Raw genomic sequence first — 24,734 nt, 5'->3', positions numbered from 1 at the left:
CAAAGGCTCTTTTCTTAAACTTTGTTGCTTTTGGAGATTAAAAGCGCTTGAATGAGCGATGATTTGTTGCAAAATAGCCTTCAATTGTAAGAAAAGAGCTTGCAAACATAATTTCAAGCACAAAAATAGTTTGTTCCGCGTTAAAATCGGCTTTAGGATTTTAACAACATTCTTTACGACTACAGCCTTTATAAAAATAGGGGGTCAAAAAATGAAAAAGTACATGTCGATTATGCTAGTAATGATTTTGCTAATGCTATCCGCCTGTTCCAATTCTACAGCGGGAGATGAAGAGAAAACGGGAGATTCAAAAAATCCAGCAGGGACGATAACTGTATGGGGCTGGGATGTTGCAGCAGCAACGATGGAAGCAGCAGTTGAGGGATTTCAGAAAAAGTATCCTGATGTAATCGTTACGGTAGAGGATTTTAATAGCTCCGATTTATACGATAAGGTAACAGTGGGTCTGGCAGCAAGAGGTTCAGGATTACCAGATGTTGTATTAATGGAGGATGAACGAATTCCTGGATACTTGCACCAATTTCCCGAGGGATTTGTAAATTTGGACAAGCTTGGGTATGACCAATATAAAGATTCTTTCAATCCAGCTAAGGTCGCCGCTGTTCAGAATAAAGACGGGGATTTCATCGCCGCTCCATGGGATATTGGTCCTGCCGGAATGTTCTACCGAGTAGATTTCTTTGAAAAGGCAAATATTGATCCAAATTCCATTCAAACATGGGATGACTACATTGCAGCAGGGAAGAAGATTAAAGAAGCTACTGGTGCGCAGCTATTGCCGATAGATATACCGAACTATGATGGTGTTTTCCAAATGATGATGCAGCAGCAGGGATTATCTTATTTTGATAAGGACGAGAAAATCACCTTACAATCCAAGGAAGCGATCCAAGCCATGGAAGTAATCAAAAAGCTTCATGACGAGGATTTAATCCTAAACAATAAAGGGTGGGATGGAATTGTAACTGCAACCGTAAATGGAAGTGTTGCCACCGTTCCTTATGGTGTCTGGTATGCTGGTACCATCATGGACCAAGCACCAGATTTAAAAGGGAAATGGGATGTGTTCTATCTGCCGAGCTTTGAAGAAGGCGGTACTAGGTATGCGAACGTAGGAGGATCATCTGTGTTGATTCCTTCATCAAGTAAAAATCAATCTGCTGCCTACGCCTTTGTAGAATTCTTTACAACAGATACAGAATCCCAACTGGTAGGTTTTGAAAAATATGGACTTTTCCCATCTTTGAACGAAACGTATAGCGACTCACAATTTACTGCTAATAGCGAGTACTTTAATAATAGTCCGATTTTCAAAAAGTTTGCTGATATTGTTAATCAAGTGCCACAAATTAACGTAAACGAAAACTTTGCAAAAGCAAGCAGTCTTACGAGTCATGCACAAGCTGCCATTTTACTTGAAAACAAATCGGTTGAGTCTGGATTAAAAGGTGCGGGGGAACAATTAGAAAATGAAATAAAAAAATAGATTTTTAGAAAGTTAGAGAGCTGAGTGTTCCAATTTTTCTCAGCTCTCTTATTCTAAAATCCTTAAAGGTTAGGAAGGTGGCTCGGTTGGAGCAAACGGAAAAGGCTGTAAATACGAAAACAAACTTTCGAGTCAAAACGAGAAAAAGTTTATTAACTCCTAAAAATGTCCCATATGTTTTTATTGCGCCAGCATTTTTACTTATATTAATTTTTACCGTTTATCCCGTGATTTCTTCGTTTATCCTAAGCTTTCAAGAGGTACGTGGTCTGGAGAAATCATTTGTGGGTTTTGCTAATTATTCTCGTTTATTCCAAGATCCCGTTTTCTATAAATCTCTTTTAAATACTTTTCAAATTTTGATTGTCCAAGTTCCAATCATGCTCTTTCTCTCTTTACTGATTGCCGTGGGGCTCCACTCTTCTATGTTAAAAGGGAAGGCGTTTTTTCGAATCTCTTACTTTATGCCTGCCATCACAGCGCTTGTTGCTGCGTCGATTGTTTTTATGATTCTATTAGATGAGCATTTCGGTCTCGTTAACTATTTATTATCATTTGTCGGTATAGAACCCATCCCTTGGTTAACAACCCCATTTTGGGCGAAGGTCTCTGTCATCCTTGTTATGACTTGGAGATGGACCGGATATAATATGGTGATATTCTTAGCTGGTTTGCAGAATATCCCGTCTGATTTATATGAAGCGGCAAGTATTGATGGAGCAAGTAAAGTAAAGCAATTTTTCATGATTACGATTCCTCAATTAAAACCTGTATTTATTTTTACTGTTGTCATGTCAACCATTGGCACCCTTCAGCTATTTGATGAGCCGTTTATTTTGACACAAGGCGGGCCAAATAATGCCACGATGACGATAACACTTTACTTATATGAAGCAGGCTTTAAATTCTTTGACTTCGGTTATGCATCAGCGATTGCTTATGTTCTTGTCATCATAACCGCAATCATTTCATGGGTTCAAATGAAACTGGTAGGTGATGAATAATGATACATTCTAAGAAATTATCCACGAAAATAGGGATTTATTGTTTATTAATCGCAGGTGTGCTCTTATCCATTGCACCGTTTTACTGGATGCTCGTCGGTTCTACCCTGCCATCAGGAGAGATTTTTCGTTTACCTCCTAAACTTCTTCCAGGTGATTATTTAGCAAAGAACTTTCAATCGCTGAATGAGTCATTAGGGTTTGCCAAAATCTTTTGGAATTCCTTATTTATTGCCCTCGTTTATACATTAGTTAGTACGCTAATTAGTTCAATGGCTGGGTACGCTTTTGCAAAATTTACATTTAAGGGAAAGAACTTGTTCTTTTTCATTATTTTATGCACATTAATGATTCCTTCTCAGGTGACATTGATTCCTCTATTTGAAATGATGGTTACCTTTAATTGGTTAAATACGTATCAAGCGATCATTTTACCAACGCTGGCATCTCCTTTTGCGATTTATTTAATGAGGCAGAATATGAAGTCGGTCCCAGACTCGATTATAGAGGCTTCCCGTGTGGATGGGGCAGGGGAATTAAAAATATTCTTCACGGTTATTTTGCCTGTAACAAGGCCTGCAATGGCTGCGGTTGCTATTTTTCTTTTTATGTCCCAATGGAATAGCTTACTCTGGCCGCTTATCACGTTAAATTCGAAAGAAATGTTTACCTTGCCTGTTGCGTTATCCAGTCTAATAGGAATGGCGCGAATTGATTATGGTCAGTTAATGTTAGGAACTACCCTATCCACCGTCCCAATTATGATCTTTTTCCTTTTGCTGCAAAAACATTTTATTTCTGGGATATTAGGTGGAGCGGTAAAAGAATAACAGGCCTCCAAAAGAGAAGTAGATAAGAAAATTATCATTAATACCAAGCTGATTATTTGAAAATTGCTGGGGTTTATCGGGGAAAATAGTGGGATTTAAATAAAGAAAGCGTAGAAGACATCGAAATGGATGTCCTCTACGCTTTTTATTTTTTAAATTCTTGATGAAACCTCACTGATTCTATATGTTCTTTCTTATCTTCTACCTTTTTATAGGAGCGTAATGCAGCAATCATGATGAATAAAGCTAATAAGCTGCCGCCGAAAAAAGGGATAATGCCTGGAATATACATGGAGACAAAGTATATGATCATCACACCCGAAATCATCGTAATGGTATTCAGTGGATTCAAAATCATGATAATAAAGGAGTTTTTGAAGAGCTGAACCATTTTTAAATCGAAATGGATATAAGTTGGAATGATATAAAGAACCGTCAGGGAAAAAATAAAAGCTAAAATAAGCAGTGGATAATAGAAAATATGCAGAAACGGATTTGTCGATTCTTGTACAAACTGAATATCCAAATAAAATATAATGAAAATCAGGATAATACTCCAACCTATACTATTACTTTTCCAAAAATCCTTTTTGTAAAAGCTCCAAAACGTTTTAAAAACTGAAGCTTCCTCCCTATTTTGCAGTAAAAGTCGAATGACAGAAAATAATGCAAAGGTTGCTGGAAAGAAACCGCCGATTATTAATCCAAAAATAGTAAATAAAATCCAAAGGATATTTAAATAGGCCAATTTCATTGCCCAATCAGAGAATTTATAGATAAAACCCAACGTGCCATTTGTAGGCATTCTATCCCACCTTTCAAGGTTTTAATTCATTATACTGACTTTCTTTTGGTCTATCAATAACACTTCAAAAGAGGTAAATATATTCCTAAACAGGTCAACAGAGTCCATTATCGTGTGAAAATTATGACACTATAATGAATAGTATCAAGGGGGTGAAAGAAGGTTATGGATAATCAAACTACTATAGCCACCGTTATTAAAAATAAAAAAACGAGTAAAAGAAATAGAGTGCGCTTTCATAAATGGAGGGAGTCTTTACCGGGTTATGTATTTATAGCTCCTATGGTAATCGGAAGCTCTATCTTAATTCTTTATCCGATTATTGCTTCCTTTGTGTTAAGTTTAACAAACTGGAATTTTGTTTCAGGATTCGAGGGTGCCAATTTTGTAGGTCTTGATAATTTCATTACGCTATTCCAAGATAAGATATTTTTGAAAGGGCTTACGAACAACTTTATTTTACTATTGGTTGTTCCAATTGGTTTATTCCTATCGTTACTGCTGGCAGTTTTTATCAACAAGAAAATCTATTTAAAAGAGACCTTCAAGGTCATTTATTTTCTGCCGTATATTTCAAGTACAGTAGCGGTAGCACTGGTTTTTCAAGTATTATTCCATCCGTCAGAGGGACCCATTAACCAATTCTTAATGGCACTGGGAATTTCCAATCCACCGCATTGGATTGCAGATGTCAACTGGGCATTGCCATCTGTTATGATTATTATCATTTGGACCTCAATCGGTTTACAATTGATTCTTTATCTTGCAGCACTACAAAACATTCCGAAAGAGTTATACGAGGCAGCTGAGATTGATGGAGCATCGGCATGGTATCAATTTAGAAAAATTACCGTACCACTCGTAACGCCGACCACCTTTTTACTGCTCATCCAAGGGATCGTTCATACGTTCAAAGTATTTGATTTGATAAAGGTTTTAACCAATGGGGGACCCGCAAATTCAACAACCATACCCGTTTTTTACCTCTATCAACAAGGGTTTGAAGAGTTAAAAACTGGTTATGCTTCAGCCATCGCTGTTGTGTTGTTCATTATATTAATTGCGTTTACAGTGATTCAATGGTTTGGACAGAAAAAATGGGTTAATTATTAAGGCTGTTTTCGTAATGATTGTTGTTAAAATCTTAAAGCCGATTTTAACCTGAGATAGTTATTTTGCGCTTTAGAATTTAGTTTGCAGGCTCTTTTCTTATTAAAATTATTCTATTTTCTGCAGAAACTTAGCACAATCAAAATTTTGTTCCAAAAAGCTAGAAAGTTTAAGAAAAGAGCCATTATTAATAGTTTCATTTCGGAAAGGAGGGGTTAGATGGAACAGACAATAAAAAAGTTAGATTTTCATAAAATCCTAACAACCGTTATAATCGGAATTTGTGGAATTGTATTTTTGTTACCATTTATTTGGATGGCGTCTGCCTCCTTTAAATTAGAGGAAGATGTATTAAAATACCCAATCGAATGGATTCCTTCCGTATGGAATGCGGTCGAAAATTACAGTCAAGTTTGGTTTGGAGAGAAACCGTTTGCATTATTTTACTGGAATTCGATTAAAATAGCGGTTCTTACGACGATTCTCTCTGTTGCGGTTTCCAGTGTAGCGGCCTATGCCTTTGCAAAGGTAAACTTCAAGGGCAGGGATTTCCTTTTTATGGTGGTCCTAGCTACCTATATGGTTCCGCCCCAAGCGATAGTTGTACCACAGTACCTTTTGTATTCCACGGCAGGGTTAATTGATACACACCAAGGGTTAATTTTACTAAATAGTTTTAGTGCATTTGGAACCTTTATGCTCAGGCAGTTTTTTATGGGAATTAATGATGAAATTATAGAATCAGCAAAGATGGATGGCGCAGGCCATTTTAGAAGCTTTTTTAGTATAGCGCTTCCATTGGTTCGCCCGGCGATTGCCACTTATGCGATTTTGCGTTTCATTTGGACATGGAATGATTATCAAAATCCACTCATCTTCTTACGGTCTGAATCCCTGTATACGATTCAAATCGGTATTCAGCAGTTTGCAGATGCACATGGATCTATCTATTCCTTAATGATGGCAGCTGCTGTTTCTGCAATCGTACCATTGTTAATTGTCTTTATCATTGGACAAAAACAAGTAATTGAAGGTCTTTCTATGGGCAGTGTCAAAGGTTAAAGAATGGTCGAAAGTATGTGGAGTTTTTTCACAAAGTAAAATGGCTACATATAAATAAGGGGGAATAAAAATGAAGCGTAATTGGTTTATGCTGATGATTAGTGTGTTGTTGGTGCTTGTTTTAGCTGCATGTGGGAATAAAGAGGAAGCAAATAGCAGCAGCAAAGAGAAGAGTGAAGATGTAACGTTAAAGTTCTATACATGGATTAATGAAGAGAATGGGAACTGGAATAAGACCGTTGAGGCGTTTGAAAAAGAACATCCTGGCATTAAAGTAGATGTCAATGTGCTGGTAGAAAACATGAATTCCGCCGACTATTTAAAGAAATTAGATTTAATTGCAGCCTCCGGAGATACAATAGATGTCATGATGCTATCGAATTCTAGGTATCTATCTCAAAGGGTATCCACCGGTATGATTGAGCCTTTAAACAAATATTTTGATGATGAGAAGCTAAAGGTAGAAGAAGAATATGATATGAGTGTAGTTCCTCCATCCGCAGAAGGTGAATACTTCGGATTACCTGGTAAATTTAATAAGTACCTGATCATGCTGAACAAGGATCATTTGGATAAAGCTGGATTGCCTGTTCCAACAGATTGGACTTGGGATGAGTATAAAGAATACGCTAAAAAATTAACAACGGAAGACACTTTTGGTTCGTACCTTCACACTTGGCCGCATCATCATCATACGATGAAATTGCTAAGTCAAACGGAAGGAACACAGTTGTTAAAAGAAGATGGTTCTTCTAATATGGATGATGACATGGTGAAAGCTTCATTAAAATTACGTTATGAATTAGAAAATGAAGATAAATCTTCTGTACCATATACGAATACTATTTCACAGAAGCTTGATTATCGCCAAATGTTTTTCTCTCAAAAAGCAAGTATGGTTCCGATTGCTAGTTATATGGTGACAGAATGGGGCGGATTTACGCCAGAATTTAATATCACATGGGCACCATGGCCAAAGAATAGTGAAAGCGATTCATTAAATGCCTTTTCTACTGCAGATATTATGTCTGTCGGCAAAAAGTCAGAGCATAAAGATGAGGCGTATAAATTTATTCGCTGGTTGACAACAGAAGGGATGCTCGTACAGAATAAATCAATCCCTGCATGGAAACAGATTGATTTGAATGAAGTATTGAAAAACTTAGCAGCCAATACAATCAAGCCTGAAGCAGTTGATATTGAGGCCCTAAGCTATGTATTAGAGAATTCTATTTCATCTAAACAATTCCTTCCTGCATCTTATTTAACAGAAGCATATAATGCCTTTAATGTAGAAGCCGAATTGTATTTGTTAGGTGAACAAGATTTAGAAACAACTGTGAAAAAGGCTAAACAAAGCGTACAAGCCGTCATTGACGCCAATCAAAAATAAATTTGTTTCGTTAATGATCCTTTTATAGAATAGAGAGAGAGAGCGATCTCTCTCTCTTAACTTTTTTTGCGTCATTCCTACTAACTATTTGTAAACATCCTAGAGGGGGGATAGGTAAATATGAAATGGATGTCACACATCATCGGCAGTCTTCCGCTAAGAAGACGTTTAATCATCGCGTCTGTCATTTGTTTACTCCTGCCCTCTATGGTTAACTTTTTGTTATCCAATAAATTAATCAAAAATAGATTGGTTCAGCAAGCGGTGAATCAATCAGAAGATAGCTTACAAACTCTAAATTTAGATATTTCGAAGTATTTTGATGAAATGTTGTATTTGACCAATTATATCCAATTTGACACTGACATCAATTCGATCTTAAAACAAAATCTAAACAAACATCGGTCTACTCCTGAGTTAAAAGCCCTAAGCACGATTGAAATATCAAGGAGTCTACAAGGTGTCACGGATTTTTTTAATCCATTCTATTTGACGATTTTAACAGACAGCGAGTACTACTACACGAACTATTCTAGTTATGAGCATAATACTGAGCTTTTCTTCCAGGAAGAATGGTATAAAAAAATGAAGGATGGGAACGAGTATGGAACCTTCTGGATAGGTGTCCAACCTACTTATATTCATTCTGAAAAAAAGAAAAAACCTTATCTTCTATCTATTGCTAGAGTATTAAGACTGTCTGAAACATCTAATGCAGTAGCTTTGATTAGTATAAATGAAACACAAATAAGCTCCCTTTTTAAACAAATTGCTTTAGATGAAGGCCAGGAATTAATGCTGCTTAATTCTGATGGGGTTATTTTAGCCCATAATAATACGGGCCAAATACAAAAGAAAATCCTCTTTGATGAAAAAAGTGGAAGCGAAAACGATAATGCTAGTATTGTCCACTATAAGAATAAAGATTATCTGATGGTCAGCTATCCTTTTTCCTATGCAGACTGGACGCTTGTCAGTATGGTTCCATATGAAAATGCCATTGGAAGCGTTAATCAGGTGACAAAGAATACTTTGATTTTGCAGCTCATTTTTTTCCTCCTTTTTCTTATCATTCTTGTCATCCTTGTTAAAAGGCTGACCAAACCTGTTACTCGATTAAGTTCCGTGATGAAGGAAGTTGAAAATGGAAACTTGAAACTTCGTTCAGGAATGAAAGGCAAGGGAGATATTGAGCAATTAGGTCATTCATTGGACAAAATGATGGACCAAATAGAAAACATGATAGAACAAATCAAAAAAGAAGAAAATAGTAAGCGTAAAGCGGAGCTGGAAATGCTGCAGGCGCAAATTAACCCTCATTTTTTATTCAATATGTTAAATTCACTTCGGCTAAAAATATTGATAGATGGAAATGAGGAAATGGCTAAATTGATTCAGTCACTTTCTTTGCTGCTGCGGATGACGATTAACAGAAATAATGAGTTTATCCCACTAGATAAAGAGATTGAAGTGATTGAACATTATATTAAATTAATGAATTTTAGAGGCAAGTATAATTTTGAAATCAAAAAAGAATGTGAATCCAACACATTAGTGGAACAAGTCCCTCGGTTTTTCCTTCAGCCCATCATTGAGAATTCCATTATTCATGGATATAAACAAAAGAGTGGAATTATTCTCATCTCTACAAGGATGGAAGACGAGTATTTGCTGATTCAGGTAAAGGACAACGGGAAAGGGTTCCATCCCGAAGATTTGATGATTTTTAAAAGTACTCTTTTAACGACGAAATCAACGAACAAATTAAATAAGAATAAATCCTCGTTTACCGGTATCGGCATAACCAATGTCTATCAAAGGATGTTATTAATTTATGGTGAGAAATTCCATATGGAAATAGAGAATCAACCTTTAGGCGGAGCCATTATTACCTTTTATATACCAAGGAACCAGGAGGAATTGGAAAATGTATAAAGTGATTCTCGTGGATGATGACTATCATGTTTTAGAATTTCTAGATTCAAAGATTCCCTGGGAAGATTTGGGGTTTTCTATCATGGGTCTCTATCAGGATGGGGAACAGGCACTTCAATCTATCGGTGAGGAATATCCGGATGTGATCATTACAGATATTGGTATGCCGATAATGAATGGGATTGAATTGGTGAAAAATATAAAAAAGTTGAATTTAAATACTCATTCTATCTTCTTAACCTGCCATGATGATTTTTCTTATGTGCAGCAAGCATTGAGGTTGAATTCCTTTGATTATATCTTAAAAGAAACGATTGATACGGATAGTTTAAGGGATATATTACTGAAATTAAAGGAAAAACTTGATAAACAGAAAGAAGTTTCGACGGAAGTAAACAACATGAAATATTTGATTAAGGAAAATATTGCGGTTTTAAGAAGCAGATTTTTAGAAATGTTATTGGAAGAAAAGTATGAGGATATTTCAAATTGGCTGAAGATCCATGAAACGAAATTGGGGATTGACTCATCTTTTAAAATATGTAAACCTGTCATTTGTTATATTGATCACTATTCAGAACTTCGGGCATCCTATTTATCCAATGATTTACTAAAATTTTCCCTTAATAATGTCATTACAGAGACCATAAGTAAAACAGGAAAGAGCTTTAGTATCCATTATAAGGAATCCATGTTTTTTATTTTTTATTCAGATGTTTCCGAGGAAGATGTCGAAAATTCTTTGATTGAGTTAAATATGAATTTAGGAAAGTATGTTAGGAGCAGTATGACAGCGATTAAAGGGTCATTGTGTGAATTTCCTAAAGGTTTGACAAGTCAATTAAAAATACTGATCGATACTTCTGATCAAAGGTTTTATATGGAACATGGATCGATTGCAGAAGTGGAGCAGCACCCTTTTACAGCTGAAATTTCCTTAGTTCCATATAAGGATTCGATTCAAGAGTTTAAATCTTTACTTTTACACGAAGGGCGGATTGGTTTGGAAAAATCCATTGAAAAATGGATGCTACTGATTGCTGAAAAGAAATATCAGCCTAAAGTAGTGAAAGAATGGGCCCTTAACATATTGTTAGATCTGGAACGAATGATCAGTTCGCAGCGAAATGGTGAATCGAACCTTCCTGAGACGGTGGATAATGAACAGGTTCTGCAGGCTGAAACGATAAAACAACTTGAGAGATTGCTACTAGCAGATTTGGAAAAGGTTCAAAGAGCGATTAAATATATCCATGATCAGCCGAAAAATACAGAAGTCTTACGCGCTCAAAAATATGTGTTAATGAATTTAGATAAAAAAATTACTTTGGGAGAGGTCGCAGAGCATCTTCATTTAAACCGGAGTTACTTTAGCAGATTATACAAAAAAATTACTAGTGAAAACTTTTTTGATTATGTGAATCGAACCAAAATGGAGAAAGCCAAAGAGTTAATCGAGAATACGAATGAACCAATTGAAAATATCGCTTATCGATTAGGCTTTGATGATAAAAGTTACTTTTTAAAAACCTTTAAAAAATATTTTGGATTATCTCCAAAATTTTATAAAATGACGCGGTAAAGAATAGTAAGCTTTAAAAGTTAGAGAACTAGGTGGGGATGTAGTTATGATAGAAAGAAAGAATGGAACAGTCATGCTCGAACAAAATGAATCTTTCCTAGCAGAAAATTCTGCTAAATTAAATTTTAATTCTGAATGGAAATTTTGGCAGGAGGAAGCGGTGGCAGCTGCACAACTTCCAGAGTTTGATGATTCAAATTGGTCAATCGTCAGCACTCCACATACGTTTAATGACGTGGATACGTTCGATAATTTTATGGAAGGCGGTCATAATGGCGAACGAGGGATGTTTACTGGGAAGACCTGGTACAGGAAGGGTTTTAAACTAGATCAAAAATATGTGGACAAAAAGGTTTTCATCGAATTTGAAGGAGTTCGCCAAGCTGCCGATGTGTACATAAACGGTGCCAAACTGGAAGGGAAAAGTGAAAATGGTTTTATTCCATTTGGCTACGATTTAACTCCATTTTTACATTTTGGTGAAGAGGAAAATGTGCTTGCCGTCATGGTGGATAACACGTTTCCCTATATCGCGGAAGGTACCGAAGCGGATGTCCTTAGCTGGCATGATTCCCATTGGCATCCCACACATGGCGGGATTTACAGAAATGTTTATCTTCATATAAAGGATAAACTGCACATCACCCTGCCATTATACAGTTTCTTAAAAACGCAAGGTACGTATGTCTATGCATTTGACATTGAGCGAGAATCTGCCAATGTGGCGGTTGAAGCAGAAGTAATCAATGAGTATCCCACTTCAAAAAAGGTTGAATTTTTGGCGGAAGTGATGGACCGTGACGGCAAAGTGGTACTTACGGTGAATGAAAGCAGGGAGTTAGCGGCAGAGGAAAAGTTCGTATTTCGGATAACGGGGCAACTGGCCAATCCACATAGGTGGTCAACTGATTATCCTTATATCTATACCGTTAGAACCTTAATCAAAACGGACGGAAAAGTGGCAGACTCCTATAATACGCCACTTGGAATTCGAACGTTCGAATTTACCAATGATCAAGGATTCTTTCTCAATGGTCAACCGGTGAAATTAAAAGGCTGGGGGCAAAGACCCACCAATGAATGGGCAGGTTTAGGAACCGCTTATCCCAACTGGATGCATGCTTTTATTTTTCAATTAATGAAAGAGGCTGGCGGGAATTTTATTAGATGGGGACATTCTGCAGGTTCACCAGTGGATATCGAGGCCGCAGATCAATTCGGTCTGATTACGCTGCAGCCAGGTGTGGATGGGGAAGGCAGTACGGTTGGCGGTGTGTATAGCGATGTCGCGTATAAAATTAGATCGAAAGCCTTTCGTGATTTGGTGATTTATTATCGTAATAGTCCTTCGATTTTACTTTGGGAAGGTGGAAACCAAAGTGTACCTGAGAAAGAAGCACAAACGTTAAAAGACATCGTCGATACTTGGGATCCTATGGGCATGCGCGCTTATGCTCACAGACGAAGTAATTTGATAATGGCGGACTATATCGATGTTTCCATTGGTACGGAAGGAAGCTGGGAGTTGAAGAAGAAAGGTAAGCCTGTGATTGAGGGTGAGTATAACCGGGAAGAAGCTGCCAGACGGGTATGGGACCGATATACGCCAGGATACGAAGATTACCAAACAGCACCTGGGTCGGCCTATAATCTGACATCGGAAGAATTCGCTCGAAATCAAGCCAAGCATTTTGAGAAAATTAGTGATCGGGCCCATTGTGGCGGCGCGAACTGGATATTCTCAGATTCTACTAGTCATGGACGCGTCTATTCGGAAGTGTCTCGGGTCAGTGGTCAAGTCGATGGTGTCATGCTGCCAAAAGAAGCCTTTTTTGCCACAAAGGCGATTTACCGAGAGGATCCACAAGTCCATATCATTGGTCATTGGAATTATCCGGAAGGAACTGTTAAGGACATTTACGTCATATCTAATGCAGAACGTGTTGAATTATTGGTGAACGGAATATCAAAAGGATTCGGTTTGAGAAGTTCAACCTATTTGTTTACGTTTGAAAATATCAGTTGGGAGCCAGGGGCGATAAAGGCTGTTGCGTATAATCAAAGTAATGAAATAGTGGCTGAGCAGGTCAAAAAAACAGCAGGAAAACCTCAAGCGGTCAAGCTCACAGCGATAACAGGTCCTGAGGGGCTAAAGGCAGATGGATCCGATATTGTCTTAATCGATGCGGAAGTGGTGGATGAAGAGGGTCAACGCGTTCCAACTTTTGAAGGTCGGATTGATTTTGTGCTGGAAGGCGAAGCGATTTGGCGAGGTGGCTATAACAGTGGCAAAGAAGCATCAACCAATCACACTTACTTAGATATTGAAGCTGGTATCAATCGGGTAGCCGTCCGTTCCACACTTAATCCAGGAAAGATTAAGGTTTCAGGATTCATAGAGGGGCTTTCGTCTGATTCGGTTATCGTTGAATCTATTTTTGTACCGTTTGAAGCTGGAATTTCCTCTGAACTTCCTGGTTTACCAGAATATGAGCTAGAGAAAGAGCCTGCAATTGGTGATGGGCCAGTCGAACTCTTAGTGGCAGATGAAATCGAACCTGAAGGGTCGTTGCTGATTGCTGATTTTTCCTATTCAGGTATATACGAACCTGGGGGCATAATGGTTAACGTTCAGAATGGTGATCAAATTTACTTTGATCGAGGAAATGAGTTCCAATCCCTGCCAGAGAGTTTAATAGGCAGTGATTATATTCAAGTAGCGAACACCGAAAATAACTATAAAGCGTTAGACCTTATCCACTTTACCGTAACTCAGCGATCGAAAGTATCTGTTGCACATGATGACCGGCTCATTCGACCAGATTGGCTGACAGAGGAATATTCAGAAACACTTGAAAAAATTCTCGTAGATGGTGTAGTACATACCGTGTTTGAAAAAACAGTCGAAGCCGGCACCACCTTAACCCTTGGCGGAAACCAGGAACATACTAATGAAAACAACTGTAACACGTACATTGTCTTTGTAAAAGCAGTTTGGTAACACTGATTCCGGCGAAACGGGACACGGTGATAGGCGCTGCTCGTGGATAGCCATTGAAAAGGAAAAGAGAGCGAAGGGATTCGCTCTCTTTTTGATGCATGCATATAAAACTATCTTCTTTTTCCTGCTAAAGACAGTAACCCCTGGATGATTAAGACAAGGGAGAATAAAAGGATGGCTAGGATACCAATAAGAACGACTAGCGGGCTAAGCGGTGCGAAAAATCCTGTTAACGGTACTCTTAATAAGGCAAAACCAGCGATGATACAGAATAAATATAAAAAAGGGCTGCGATCCAACACACTCATCGTCTGCTCACTCCTTTCTAGGATTACTCAATTCTATTCCGGAAGTGAGTGAGGTATTTGTTAAAAGAATAAATCAGGGCAAAGTTACTAGGTTATTGGAAGAATACCCTAATAGCATGGGCTGGGGGTGTAGTTCGTTCAAATAGGTAATCTTATTATGATTAATCTTTGAGAAGGGGGCCTTGAGGACAAACCGCTGGAGCTCGAGCATGGGATTGGTCCTCAATAGGGGCCTTGAGGACAAACCGCTGGAGCTCGAGCATGTGATTAGTCCTCAATAGGGGGTCTTGAGGACAAACCGCTGGAGATCGAGCATGTGATTAGTCCTCAATAGAGGGTCTTGAGTACAAACCGCTGGAGATCGAGCATGTGATTAGTCCTCAATAGGGGTCTTGAGTACAAACCGCTGGAGATCGAGCATGTGATTAGTCCTCAATAGGGGGTCTTGAGGACTAATCACAGCATGAGAGCAAGAGGATTAGTCCTCAATAAGCGGTCTTGAGGACAAACCTCCAGAAGCAAGCACGTTTCAAAAAAGTTAAGTGATGACTGGAAGGAGCAAATTTCAGATGCCAATTCTATCCTGCGAAAAATGGATATGGCTCCTTTTACCATTCAAGATGAAAAGTTAGAATTGGAAAAAAATGATTCCTGTTCAAGGCGAGAAATATTTTCTCTTTGGGGCAAGGAGGGAAAATCACTGGTTAAACAAGTGACCCCAGCAAAATGGAGATTCAATCATTCAAATTTGGAATTGGCGCGCTATTATCCAGACTATCAATTTTACACTGTGGTGGTTGATACAAAAAAGTGCAGCCTATGTCGTGTTTGTGAGGCACTATGTCCAAAGCAATGTTTCAATATAGCGGATGACGCTTTTCTGATTTCACCACAGGCATGTTCGCATTATCAGCTGTGCAGTGATGCATGCCCGGAAAATGCTATTACCATAAACCACCAGGTTTCTAAAGCATTGTCAACCACACATGAAACGTTTTTAAACACATGTGAGGGTTGTGATACAAGCTTTAGAACGCTTTCTAAGCATGATAACAAATGCCCTGTTTGTGCAAGAAGGAAAGCTGGTTATTTACACAGTAAAGCATAATCAACACCGCCTTCTCATTAGGAGAAGGCGGTGTTTTTGAGTTTACCTTCTTTTTCTTACTAAACAAAGGACCCCTATATTTGTTCAATTATATTTATTTAATAAATGTATCGGACATCCATTCATAAAATTTTTCCTTCTCTTCAAATTGTGGATAATGAGCGGATTGCTCAAAAGCAATAAATTCCTTTTTATCGGCTTCAATCCTATCAAAATATTCTTTTGCTACATTAGATGAAGTCATATAATCATATTTACCCATAACAAAATAGAAAGGAATATCAAGTTTTGTTACGATAGTAGGTAATGGATTTTCTAATAGATCATTTAACAACATCTTTTGAGAATAGCCCATCCCAACGTTATAACGGAATACATCTAATAAGTTATACTCACTGCTGAGTAAAACACTTATGTTATCATCACCAAGGTCATCAATCATCCTTGAACTCCCACCATATTTACTAACATAATTTCGTGGGACAACCGTTTCGCCATTTTCGATTTTCTCCGTTAATCCTTGCAGACTTAAAACATCATCCGTATTTCCTGCCTTTTGAGCCTGTTCAATACTGTAGTTCAAACTATCAATCTCACTTTCTCTTATATCACTCATCTGCCCAATGCCAATATATGCTTCATATTTTTCAGGAGCTAGATAGGCAGCTTGGGTTGCAATATACGTACCAAAAGAATGGCCCATCAATATAACCTTTTCATGACCAAAACGTTCTGAAATATAATCCGTTAAAGCCAATAAGTCTTCTACCAATAAATCTGTTGAAAGATTAGAATAGTCCTCAAAAAAATGATAGGATTTCCCGCTTGCTCTTTGATCGTAATGAACAATCGTGAAATTGGTTTCCAATAAGTCTTGGTATTGATCGGCATACGGCATTTCTGGAGTTCCAGGTCCTCCATGTACAACAATAATAACTGGATTATCCTTATCATTGCCGCGTATCATCATTTCGTGATTACTTCCATTTATCTCTACTTTTTCCAATACACTAATACTGTTCTCACCTTTTATGCGCTGAGTCCATGTGGGAGAAAAAAGTCCTATCATTAGTACTATGAAAATAACTACTCCAATAAATTTTATTGATTTTTTCATCCTGTTCATATAACACCCTTCTACTTGTATTTTAACCAGAGGATGATGGCTACGTGACTGATTTCTAGAATTACCGGGAAAACCAGTCACATAGACACCCCAATCATCTAGAACGCTTCCGCATTTTTCTTCACTACTTTTTCCGCTGCAAGCTCCGGATGAACCCTTCGTATGACAGATGGTCTTAAAAGAGTAAGGACTACACTCACAAATAATCCAGATGACAGGAGCAAAATCCATTCGGCAGGGAAGACATCGTACAGAAATCCATATATCACCATTCCTAATGGTGATAAAGCCATGGCAACAGTTTCAACGAGGGAAAATACACGCCCCTTAAATTCGTCAGCAATTTGTTTTTGCATCATCACTTGGGTTGGGGTATTGACGAAAACAATACACACTCCTAAAACAAATTGAAGAAGAATGTAGTATCCAAACATGATGTTATAAGACATCTTGAAGAGTAAAGGTAAAGTGGTGCTTCCCATTAAGACACCCATGAGGATAATTCCCCTTTTTGAAACCAGCAACGGAAATTTTATCTCCTTCCGAACGGAAAGGTAAATCGATAACAGCAGCATGCCAACTGCAAAGGCGCCTTCTGTAAAACCAAAGTGCTGGGAAAGCATTTTTAATTTTTCGATAAGAATAAAGGAATATCCAACCTGATAGGCACTGAATAGGAAATTAACTAACAATGCAATCCAGATAATGGTCATTAACATCGGCTGTAATTTTAAATAGGATACACCTGCCTTCATTCCTTGCCACATGGATTCTTTCGCTTTTTCAAATGTATCCGCCTTTTGGGTGACAAACAAAGTGAAATTCATCGTTGTATCGAGAATAATGGCAACACTGGAAGCAGCCATATAGAAAATGAGGAACAGCGGCATGGAAATCACTCCATACAATAATCCTCCAACTGCTGGAGAGGCAATTGCCGCAAAAGAAATCGACATTTGGTTTAATGACATGGCTTTTTGAATTCTTGCTTCGTCCACAAGACCTGTAATGGACGAGGTGAACGCTACGCTTGAAAACATGGATGTAAGGGACAAAATGCAGGATGTGATATAGATAGCGGTTAAGGATAATCCAGAGGTGATACTGACGATTAATAATCCGCCAATGGCTAAGGTGGTTGCGATTTGTGAGATGATGGCGATTCTTTTCCGTGGATATTTATCAACGATATAGCCTGCAAATGGTGCTGCGAGGGTACGTGGAAGTATATTGCAAATAAGATTCAAAGCAAAACTTTTCGCAGATCCCGTTGCCTGTAAAATATAAAAACTAATCGCAAAGGAATAAACCTGTGAACCAAAGGATGCAATCAGTTTGCTTATGGTAAAAGTCCAAAGATGGTATGTGGCCTTTTTCAATTTATTCATAAAATCTCCTCATTCCGTTAGGATATTTTCAAAAAGTTTAATTTAATTAAACAAAGCATAACATGAAGTTTTTACCAAATCAATAGGTAAGTTTAATTAAATTAAACAAATTTTAAGATGAGATGTGATTGTGCCCGAAAGGTGATAGGGAGTGGAATTTGGGTAACAATCAGCTGATGATTATGCCCGAAAAGTGCTGGGAAATGGGAATTGGGTAAAAATCAAGGCAGAATTGTGCCCGAAAAGCAGGAGGAACTAGAAGTTCGGTAATAAAAGAGATGCTTGCATCTTCCAAATTAGGGGTAAGTTTAATATAATTAAACAAATGGTAATTTTGGAGGAGGGGCTCCATTCATGTTAGGAGACCGAATACGTAAATTAAGAAAGCAGAAAAAGCTGACGCTTGAAGCACTGGCAGGGGAAGGGCTGACGAAAGGGATGCTCAGCCTCATCGAGAACAATAAAGCGAAGCCTTCGATGGAAAGCTTGGCTTATGTTGCTGAGAGGCTGGGCGTTGAAGTAACTGATTTATTGGAGGAAATCAGCACACAGGAAGTAAGGGGAATTCTTGAACAGGCTGAAAAGTTATATAATCAAAAATCTACTGAACAATACAAAGTACTACTAACGTTGATTGAACCCTACATAGAAAAACTCACACAAGGCTATGAATCAGCACGCTTGTTGGATATCTATGCCCGCAGTCTTTACGAAGAAAAATTGGCTGGCTGGGAGGAATTGATTGAACAGGCAGCAACCATGTATGACAAGATGAATTTAACAGCCAACCGGGCACAAATTGCAATTTTTCGTTCAATGGTGAATTTTATTCAACATGAGTATTCAAAGGCATTGGAGATTTTAGTAAGGGAACGAACGGAGATTGAATTGAACCATGTCTACATCGACCCGATGACACGCGTGGATTTTGATTATCATGAAGCGATTTTACATTTTGCTATTGGTGACAATAAGGCAGCGAGTGCGGTGATGGAAAGTGCCATTCATTTTTCAAAAGAGCACCGAATCTTTTATCGTATTAATGATTTATACAGACTTGGTGCAGGACAGGCTCTGATGTTTAATGATGAAGAAAACAAAGAGTTGTACTTACGGAAGCTAAAACAATATGGAGAATTTGCGGATGATTTACCATCTATTCTTATTCATGATCTTATTACTGTCATGTCTCTGAACACTTTGAATCAGGAGTATGCTAAGGCACTTGAAATCATTGACCATTACTTAACGGATCCAAAAGTGAAGGAAGTAGTTGAGGATTTGTATATTATTGAAAAAGGAAAAGCCCTATACGGTCTTGGGCAATTTACGGATGCCATTACTCATTTCGAAAAAGTAGAGACACCAACCACCACGCATCATCCGTTTGATTTGGCACTCTTTTATGTTCGATATTCCTATATAGCACTTTGCCTGAGAGAACTTGGAGAAAGGGAAGAAGCTCTTCAAGCGGCCCAAATAGCTGTAGAGAATTTCGAAACTCTTCCCGATTCCCCTTTTAAGGAATTTGTTAAAGAGACCCTTGAGGCAATTGAAATGGATTCATGAAGCCTAAAAACAGCAATAATCAAAAGTAATACTATCTCTTTTAAAATCATTCCAACGCCATAACGCGGCGCGCGCAAGAGAAATGTCTTATGCTGTGCCATCAAAGGAATTTGCCCCAAAGGTTTCGGACGAGCTTGTTGAGTTTGCTGAAAGTCAAGGGATGTCCATACTTGAAGCAGCAGCCTTTGAGCGCCACGGACTGAAGATTTAAAACATTCTACAAAATAATCGATAATCAGATGTAAGCCTAAACTTGGAGGGCTTACATCTTTTATTTTGCTTTTTGCAAAATAATTTAAGTTAAAAAATCCGCAAAGCAATAAATGAGACATGATTTCTTTATAAAACCTTTACAAGTCTATAACATCTTGGACATATTCTATTAACAATACAACGTTACTATGTAATTAGAGGGGATAGCATGCGTGGCTATCACGGTATTGGGCGAAGGAGGAGCCTATACTTTATTTGTCTTTTTATTCACATTACAATCAAACAATATACCGCCTTCGGAACCCCCCATACTTACATCCCAGCTTTTTGCTGATTAATTGTCCATCTCAGACGGACAAAACGTCCAATTTGTCCACGCGCGGTGAATACCTTTTAGGTATCACCGCGCGTGACAGGCACCGTTTTTAATCTACATCCATCCTCCCATCCATAGGTCCTTTATCCCGTTTTTTACCTTTTGTGAAATTCTTAACATTAACTAAATAGTAAATTAACAATCTTTAAATATTATAAAGTGAACGTGGTTTTTCAAACATAATAATGGAGGCGCTTTATGAGGCAATTTTGGAAAAAGAGGGTTTTACCGATTACCCTATCATTCGCTCTGGCAAGTAGTATTATTTCACCTGGCCTTACATCTGCTTTAGGTACATTTGATTTAACTTCTTCCCTTGTTCAAACTCCTATTAACCTGTATCAAGCAGAGCTTGCACCTGGTGTGAAGGAAAAGCATTACAGTTTTGAAGGGAAAGACGGAAAAAAGATTGAGAGTTTTGTAGTAGATGTAGATGTACATAATCCTAATGTCTCGATTGAATCAGGTACGCCGAATGACGGAACCGCCTATGGACTTCAGTCCGTTAGAAAGCAAGCCGAAGCCGCAAATGGGGACAACCATAAAGTGGTCGCTGCGGTAAACGCAGATTTTTATAATATGGCGACAGGTGAACCGAATGGGATTGTCTATAAAGACGGACAAGCTGTAAAAGCTCAGAATGGGACCTGGAGATTCTTTGGGATGACCAAATCAGGTGAAGCTGTGATTGGTTCCGCCGCTGAATATGATGCAATGAAAGATCAATTACAAGAAGCTTTAGGCGGAAATGCTATCCTTGTAAAAAATGGCCAAATCTATCAAACTCCACAAACGGGCGCAGATAAAGAGCCGCGCACTGCTGTTGGGATTAAAGCAGACGGTGATGTATTTTTTGTGGTGATTGACGGAAGACAAGAACCGTATTCTACTGGAATTTCTATGCCTGATTTGGCGCAGTTAATGATTGATTTAGGGGCAGTCGATGCTTTAAACCTTGACGGCGGCGGTTCTTCAACCTTCCTATCTCGTGAACTAGGCGGAGATCAATTCGAGTTAGACAACAAGCCATCAGACCGTTCGGAACGTAGTGTAGCGAACTCTTGGCTGATTGTTACAAAAGAGCCATCTGATCATGTTTTTCATGCTGCTCATATTGAATCGTATGATCAATCCTATACCCCTGGCGCTACGATTCAATTCACTGCCAAGGGAAGAGATAAATCAATGGCATCAGCCGATCTGCCAGCATCCGGTCTATCGTGGGCGTTATCGGATTCCTCCTTCGGCAGCATTGATGAGAATGGTAAATTTACCTCAAACGGCAAAACAGGTCAATTTCATGTTCTCTTGAACTATCAAGGTACGGAAGTTGGCAAAAGCATCACAGAAATAGCCAAGCCTGATGAATTGTCTTTCACCTCATCGGAATTGACGGTTGCTAGAAATAGTGAAACCAACTTAAACTTACTAGCAAAATTTCAAAAAAGGAATGTAGACTGGAGTTTACAAGATATTACGTTTGAAATCCCTGAAGGTATGGGAACCATTGATGAATCGGGTGTGCTTCACACAGGAGATAAAAATGTGTCAGGTATGATTACAGCTCATTTGAAGGATTCCACTCTCACCGCCCAAATAAAGGTGACGGTTGGAAAGCTTCCTGAAGTCCTATTCGATTTTGAAAAAGATCTTGGAACCTGGAAAACATCCACCGCTAACCGCGGGGAAAAAGTCTCACTTAGTCTAGCAAAATATCCAGCACCTGTTCGTTTTGGCAGTCAATCATTGAAAATGGATTTTGATTTAACAAATGCACAATCCGGTACCACCCTTGGAGCTTATACAGGGCCTGGTGCGAACACCCCCATAAACGATAATCCATCAAGCATTGGAATGTGGGTGTATGGAACGCCGGAAGCACAAGGATACTGGCTGCGGATGATGATTGTCGATGGAAATGGCAAAAATCAAAGCATAAATCTTACAGGGGAAAAACCGGGGATTGATTGGACAGGCTGGAAATACATCGAGGCTGAAATACCTGCCAGCTTTACAGGTCCATTCAAATTACATGCGACACAAGCAGTTCGACTAATGTCTACAAAATCAGGAATCACTGGTCCAATGACAAAAGGGTCAATTTATATTGATAATATCAGAGCCGTATATGGTGAAAAATTCGATGATTTAAATCCTCCTGTGATTCAAGCAATAAACGTAGAAGGTCAAGAATTTACCACAAATGCGGTTAACGTTAGAGCAAACGTGAATGAATATGAAGATGATCCTTTTAAAACAGGTATCGACTGGGATAAAATTAGTATTTTCATAGATGGAAAGGATTTTTCCAAAAAGGAAGGTCATTTTTCCTATGATATGGACGGTTCTATCTCATTAAGCGGCCTAAAATTTGCTGACGGGACTCATAAAGTAATACTCATGGTTCCTGATAAATTTGGAAACCAAGCAATTAAAACCGCCTATTTTACCGTGAACACTGGTTCAGCAAAGGTTGAAATCACTAAAAAACAAGAGCAAGCTTTGCTTGGTGATGTGTTTGAGCTTGTGGTGAAAGCAACGAATTCAGCGGAAATCACTGAATCTGCCATTAAATTGCAGCTCGATCCAGACTTTCCGGTAGAAGATGTTATTTTTTCAAATGGGTTTGACACTAGTACTTCAGGTTATGATCGATTAACAGGCATTCTTTCATTAAATCTTGTGAATGGCGGTCAAACAGCTACTGCTGTTGACGCAGTAACCATTCAGGTCCGAATTCCTGAAACCACACAAGAAGGCAGCAAGCTGAGTTACGAAATAGCAGAAGCCAGCTTAAGCTACTCTACACCGAAAGAAGCGAGCTTCGTCACCACTTTTTCAATGGAACCAACGAGCGTAGAGGTCAAAGGTGCCTTTGATATAGTGGCAGAACCGATATTAATTGGGAAGCCTGCTGTGATTACGGTGAAAAATAGCGAATTAATCAGTGGCGCGGAAGTCTTCGCCATCACCGCTGGTAGCAAGGAGCCTGTTTTACTAGGAAAAACAGACGAAAATGGTTCACTTCGTGTCGATTCTATTACCAATGTAGTCGAGAAAATTTCCTTGTATGCAGTAAAGGATGGCAAGTACTCTTTTAAATTGAAAACACAAACATACCCTTCCCTCGCTGCAGCAAAGGAAATTAAAAATGTGATTTCAACGCCAACTGGCGACCCGTATAAAGGAAAAGGCTTCACCTGGATGTCGAGTCCGCTCTCGAATGACAAAACCGTTATTCAAGTTGCTAGAAAGAAGGATTACGAGAAGAAGGGTGAGCTTTCACTTGAAACAGTCACTGGTTCTTTTAGCAACCAAGTGTTCTCTGGTGAGCAGGATATTACGAAAAACGGAATCGTTCGAGTGAATGAAGTAACATTAACTAAATTACAACAAGGTACTACCTATGTTTATCGTGTTGGTGACGGAGAAAACTGGTCAGAACTACAAGAATTCAGCACATTAAAAAGAAAGCAAACGTTCGAATTTGCTGTTCTAGGTGACACCCAATCCCCTGCTGATTTAAGTCTTTTCAATCAAATCCTTAGTGATTTAAATAAAAAAGACTTAGCCTTCATGATTCATGTCGGAGACCTGATTGATGAATCAGCGAAATTTAAACAATGGGATGAAACATTAGGAATCATGAGTGAATATAACAAAATTCTTTCCACAGACCTTGTTGCGGCTCTAGGAAATCATGAGTACATGGGAGATGCCGACGGACACTTAGCAAAGTCGATTTTTAACTCACCCGAAAATGGACCAGCAGCTGACAAAGGCGGAACATATTCGGTTGACTACAATAACATCCATATTAGTGTATTAGGCTTTACAAGCGATGCCGAGACTCTGAACCAGCAGCTCGAGTGGCTGAAAGAGGATATGAATAATTCCGACAAACCGTGGAAAATCCTTGTGACACACAAGCCTCCATATTACACAAATCCGTTTGGCGGAAATGAAAACATGAAGGCAAAACTACCGCCAGTTGTGGATGAATTAGGAATTGACATCGTCTTCTCTGGTCATGACCATTCTTACGGCAGAACGAAGAAATTAAAGGACGGCAAAGAAGACCCGAATGGTACGGTCTATGTAGTTGCTGGTACCACCGGTAAAAAACACTATGACGCAGTGGCAGATGAAAAATTTGACTATGTCAACATGGATAATATCGCCGTCTCCATGCAGGCAAAAGTAGACAAAGATCAAATCACCTTCTCCACCATCACCTCAGAAGGTGATACAATCGATGAATTTACCGTCATAAACGAAGACTACTTCGATGAAGGCGAGATACTCACAGAGTAAAAAAACAGTACCAGGCAATAATACGGTATTTATAGATAGGACACTTGAAAAAGAGTGTTTCCACTTTTCTCTTTTTTAAAAATCTGAGAAAATAGGTCTCATG

General features: G+C 38.6%; 17 protein-coding genes. 13 read left to right on the top strand and 4 right to left on the bottom strand.

The annotated features are described in order from the left end of the window. The first annotated feature begins 211 nt into the window (after positions 1 to 211). From J2Y03_RS19810 to J2Y03_RS19800, 3 genes are all read left to right on the top strand, one after another. Complete coding sequence (locus J2Y03_RS19810; RefSeq protein WP_310197219.1) at positions 212 to 1,507, top strand: ABC transporter substrate-binding protein; 1,296 nt, start codon at positions 212 to 214, stop codon at positions 1,505 to 1,507. 86 nt (positions 1,508 to 1,593) lie between these two features. Further along, positions 1,594 to 2,511 (top strand): carbohydrate ABC transporter permease, encoded by a 918-nt coding sequence (locus J2Y03_RS19805; RefSeq protein WP_310197216.1) that lies wholly within the window; start codon positions 1,594 to 1,596, stop codon positions 2,509 to 2,511. Then, positions 2,511 to 3,341, top strand: a complete 831-nt coding sequence (locus J2Y03_RS19800) for a carbohydrate ABC transporter permease (RefSeq protein WP_310197213.1) — start codon at positions 2,511 to 2,513, stop codon at positions 3,339 to 3,341. Before J2Y03_RS19805 ends, J2Y03_RS19800 begins: the two co-directional genes overlap by 1 nt. 145 nt (positions 3,342 to 3,486) lie before the next feature. Here J2Y03_RS19800 and J2Y03_RS19795 read toward each other — a convergent pair whose 3' ends face one another. Then, positions 3,487 to 4,146 (bottom strand): YesL family protein, encoded by a 660-nt coding sequence (locus J2Y03_RS19795; RefSeq protein ID WP_310197210.1) that lies wholly within the window; start codon positions 4,144 to 4,146, stop codon positions 3,487 to 3,489. A gap of 165 nt (positions 4,147 to 4,311) precedes the next feature. Here J2Y03_RS19795 and J2Y03_RS19790 point away from each other — a divergent pair, with 165 nt between their 5' ends. The 6 genes from J2Y03_RS19790 (at position 4,312) to J2Y03_RS19765 (ending at position 14,229) form a co-directional block, all read left to right on the top strand. Then, the gene (locus J2Y03_RS19790; protein ID WP_310197207.1) at positions 4,312 to 5,259 is read left to right on the top strand and encodes a carbohydrate ABC transporter permease; all 948 of its coding nucleotides are present in this window, start codon (positions 4,312 to 4,314) and stop codon (positions 5,257 to 5,259) included. Positions 5,260 to 5,475: 216 nt separating this feature from the next. Then, on the top strand, positions 5,476 to 6,318 hold the full coding sequence (locus J2Y03_RS19785) for a carbohydrate ABC transporter permease (protein WP_310197204.1): 843 nt from the start codon (positions 5,476 to 5,478) through the stop codon (positions 6,316 to 6,318). 70 nt (positions 6,319 to 6,388) lie between these two features. After that, the gene (locus J2Y03_RS19780; RefSeq protein WP_310197201.1) at positions 6,389 to 7,711 is read left to right on the top strand and encodes an ABC transporter substrate-binding protein; all 1,323 of its coding nucleotides are present in this window, start codon (positions 6,389 to 6,391) and stop codon (positions 7,709 to 7,711) included. A 120-nt stretch (positions 7,712 to 7,831) separates the two neighbouring features. Further along, positions 7,832 to 9,646: a sensor histidine kinase gene (locus tag J2Y03_RS19775; RefSeq protein ID WP_310197199.1), complete on the top strand. Its 1,815-nt coding sequence runs from the start codon at positions 7,832 to 7,834 to the stop codon at positions 9,644 to 9,646. Continuing rightward, on the top strand, positions 9,639 to 11,228 hold the full coding sequence (locus J2Y03_RS19770; protein ID WP_310197197.1) for a response regulator transcription factor: 1,590 nt from the start codon (positions 9,639 to 9,641) through the stop codon (positions 11,226 to 11,228). The genes J2Y03_RS19775 and J2Y03_RS19770 overlap by 8 nt, the downstream gene beginning before the upstream one ends. Positions 11,229 to 11,274: 46 nt before the next feature. Continuing rightward, the gene (locus J2Y03_RS19765; RefSeq protein ID WP_310197196.1) at positions 11,275 to 14,229 is read left to right on the top strand and encodes a sugar-binding domain-containing protein; all 2,955 of its coding nucleotides are present in this window, start codon (positions 11,275 to 11,277) and stop codon (positions 14,227 to 14,229) included. A gap of 110 nt (positions 14,230 to 14,339) precedes the next feature. Here the strand turns inward: J2Y03_RS19765 and J2Y03_RS19760 are convergent, their stop codons facing one another. Further along, positions 14,340 to 14,537, bottom strand: coding sequence for a hypothetical protein (locus J2Y03_RS19760; protein ID WP_310197193.1), 198 nt, complete (start codon positions 14,535 to 14,537; stop codon positions 14,340 to 14,342). 592 nt (positions 14,538 to 15,129) lie between these two features. Between J2Y03_RS19760 and J2Y03_RS19755 the strand changes: the two genes are divergently transcribed. Continuing rightward, positions 15,130 to 15,645, top strand: coding sequence for an indolepyruvate ferredoxin oxidoreductase subunit alpha (locus tag J2Y03_RS19755; protein WP_310197191.1), 516 nt, complete (start codon positions 15,130 to 15,132; stop codon positions 15,643 to 15,645). Between the two features lie 94 nt (positions 15,646 to 15,739). Here J2Y03_RS19755 and J2Y03_RS19750 read toward each other — a convergent pair whose 3' ends face one another. Together J2Y03_RS19750 and J2Y03_RS19745 are read right to left on the bottom strand one after the other, a co-directional pair. Continuing rightward, on the bottom strand, positions 15,740 to 16,771 hold the full coding sequence (locus tag J2Y03_RS19750; protein WP_310197188.1) for an alpha/beta fold hydrolase: 1,032 nt from the start codon (positions 16,769 to 16,771) through the stop codon (positions 15,740 to 15,742). Positions 16,772 to 16,869: 98 nt separating this feature from the next. Next, entirely contained in the window at positions 16,870 to 18,159 is a 1,290-nt protein-coding gene (locus J2Y03_RS19745; protein ID WP_310197186.1) for an MFS transporter, read from the bottom strand. A 354-nt stretch (positions 18,160 to 18,513) separates the two neighbouring features. Here J2Y03_RS19745 and J2Y03_RS19740 point away from each other — a divergent pair, with 354 nt between their 5' ends. From J2Y03_RS19740 to J2Y03_RS19730, 3 genes are all read left to right on the top strand, one after another. After that, positions 18,514 to 19,728 carry a helix-turn-helix domain-containing protein gene (locus tag J2Y03_RS19740; protein WP_310197183.1) on the top strand — a complete coding sequence of 405 codons (1,215 nt, stop codon included), beginning with the start codon at positions 18,514 to 18,516 and terminating at the stop codon, positions 19,726 to 19,728. Positions 19,729 to 19,810: 82 nt separating this feature from the next. Next, positions 19,811 to 19,939: a hypothetical protein gene (locus tag J2Y03_RS19735; RefSeq protein WP_310197180.1), complete on the top strand. Its 129-nt coding sequence runs from the start codon at positions 19,811 to 19,813 to the stop codon at positions 19,937 to 19,939. A gap of 576 nt (positions 19,940 to 20,515) precedes the next feature. Beyond that, the gene (locus J2Y03_RS19730; RefSeq protein ID WP_310197178.1) at positions 20,516 to 24,631 is read left to right on the top strand and encodes a phosphodiester glycosidase family protein; all 4,116 of its coding nucleotides are present in this window, start codon (positions 20,516 to 20,518) and stop codon (positions 24,629 to 24,631) included. Positions 24,632 to 24,734: the final 103 nt, after the last annotated feature.

The organism is Neobacillus niacini, from assembly GCF_031457145.1.
In the GTDB taxonomy this organism is placed as follows: domain Bacteria; phylum Bacillota; class Bacilli; order Bacillales; family Cytobacillaceae; genus Neobacillus; species Neobacillus niacini_J.
Note: the sequence above shows the minus strand (reverse complement) of the source record. Positions and strands in the feature narration are given on the sequence as shown.

Bases quoted from the DNA above. Each gene is read 5' to 3' on its own strand.
- J2Y03_RS19755 (WP_310197191.1), top strand. From the start codon at position 15,130: ATGGATATGGCTCCTTTTACCATTCAAGATGAAAAGTTAGAATTGGAA.
- J2Y03_RS19730 (WP_310197178.1), top strand. From the start codon at position 20,516: ATGAGGCAATTTTGGAAAAAGAGGGTTTTACCGATTACCCTATCATTC.
- J2Y03_RS19775 (WP_310197199.1), top strand. From the start codon at position 7,832: ATGAAATGGATGTCACACATCATCGGCAGTCTTCCGCTAAGAAGACGT.
- J2Y03_RS19745 (WP_310197186.1), bottom strand. From the start codon at position 18,159: ATGAATAAATTGAAAAAGGCCACATACCATCTTTGGACTTTTACCATA.
- J2Y03_RS19760 (WP_310197193.1), bottom strand. From the start codon at position 14,537: ATGAGTGTGTTGGATCGCAGCCCTTTTTTATATTTATTCTGTATCATC.
- J2Y03_RS19770 (WP_310197197.1), top strand. From the start codon at position 9,639: ATGTATAAAGTGATTCTCGTGGATGATGACTATCATGTTTTAGAATTT.
- J2Y03_RS19790 (WP_310197207.1), top strand. From the start codon at position 4,312: ATGGATAATCAAACTACTATAGCCACCGTTATTAAAAATAAAAAAACG.
- J2Y03_RS19785 (WP_310197204.1), top strand. From the start codon at position 5,476: ATGGAACAGACAATAAAAAAGTTAGATTTTCATAAAATCCTAACAACC.
- J2Y03_RS19795 (WP_310197210.1), bottom strand. From the start codon at position 4,146: ATGCCTACAAATGGCACGTTGGGTTTTATCTATAAATTCTCTGATTGG.
- J2Y03_RS19740 (WP_310197183.1), top strand. From the start codon at position 18,514: ATGTTAGGAGACCGAATACGTAAATTAAGAAAGCAGAAAAAGCTGACG.
- J2Y03_RS19750 (WP_310197188.1), bottom strand. From the start codon at position 16,771: ATGAACAGGATGAAAAAATCAATAAAATTTATTGGAGTAGTTATTTTC.
- J2Y03_RS19780 (WP_310197201.1), top strand. From the start codon at position 6,389: ATGAAGCGTAATTGGTTTATGCTGATGATTAGTGTGTTGTTGGTGCTT.
- J2Y03_RS19800 (WP_310197213.1), top strand. From the start codon at position 2,511: ATGATACATTCTAAGAAATTATCCACGAAAATAGGGATTTATTGTTTA.
- J2Y03_RS19810 (WP_310197219.1), top strand. From the start codon at position 212: ATGAAAAAGTACATGTCGATTATGCTAGTAATGATTTTGCTAATGCTA.
- J2Y03_RS19765 (WP_310197196.1), top strand. From the start codon at position 11,275: ATGATAGAAAGAAAGAATGGAACAGTCATGCTCGAACAAAATGAATCT.
- J2Y03_RS19735 (WP_310197180.1), top strand. From the start codon at position 19,811: ATGTCTTATGCTGTGCCATCAAAGGAATTTGCCCCAAAGGTTTCGGAC.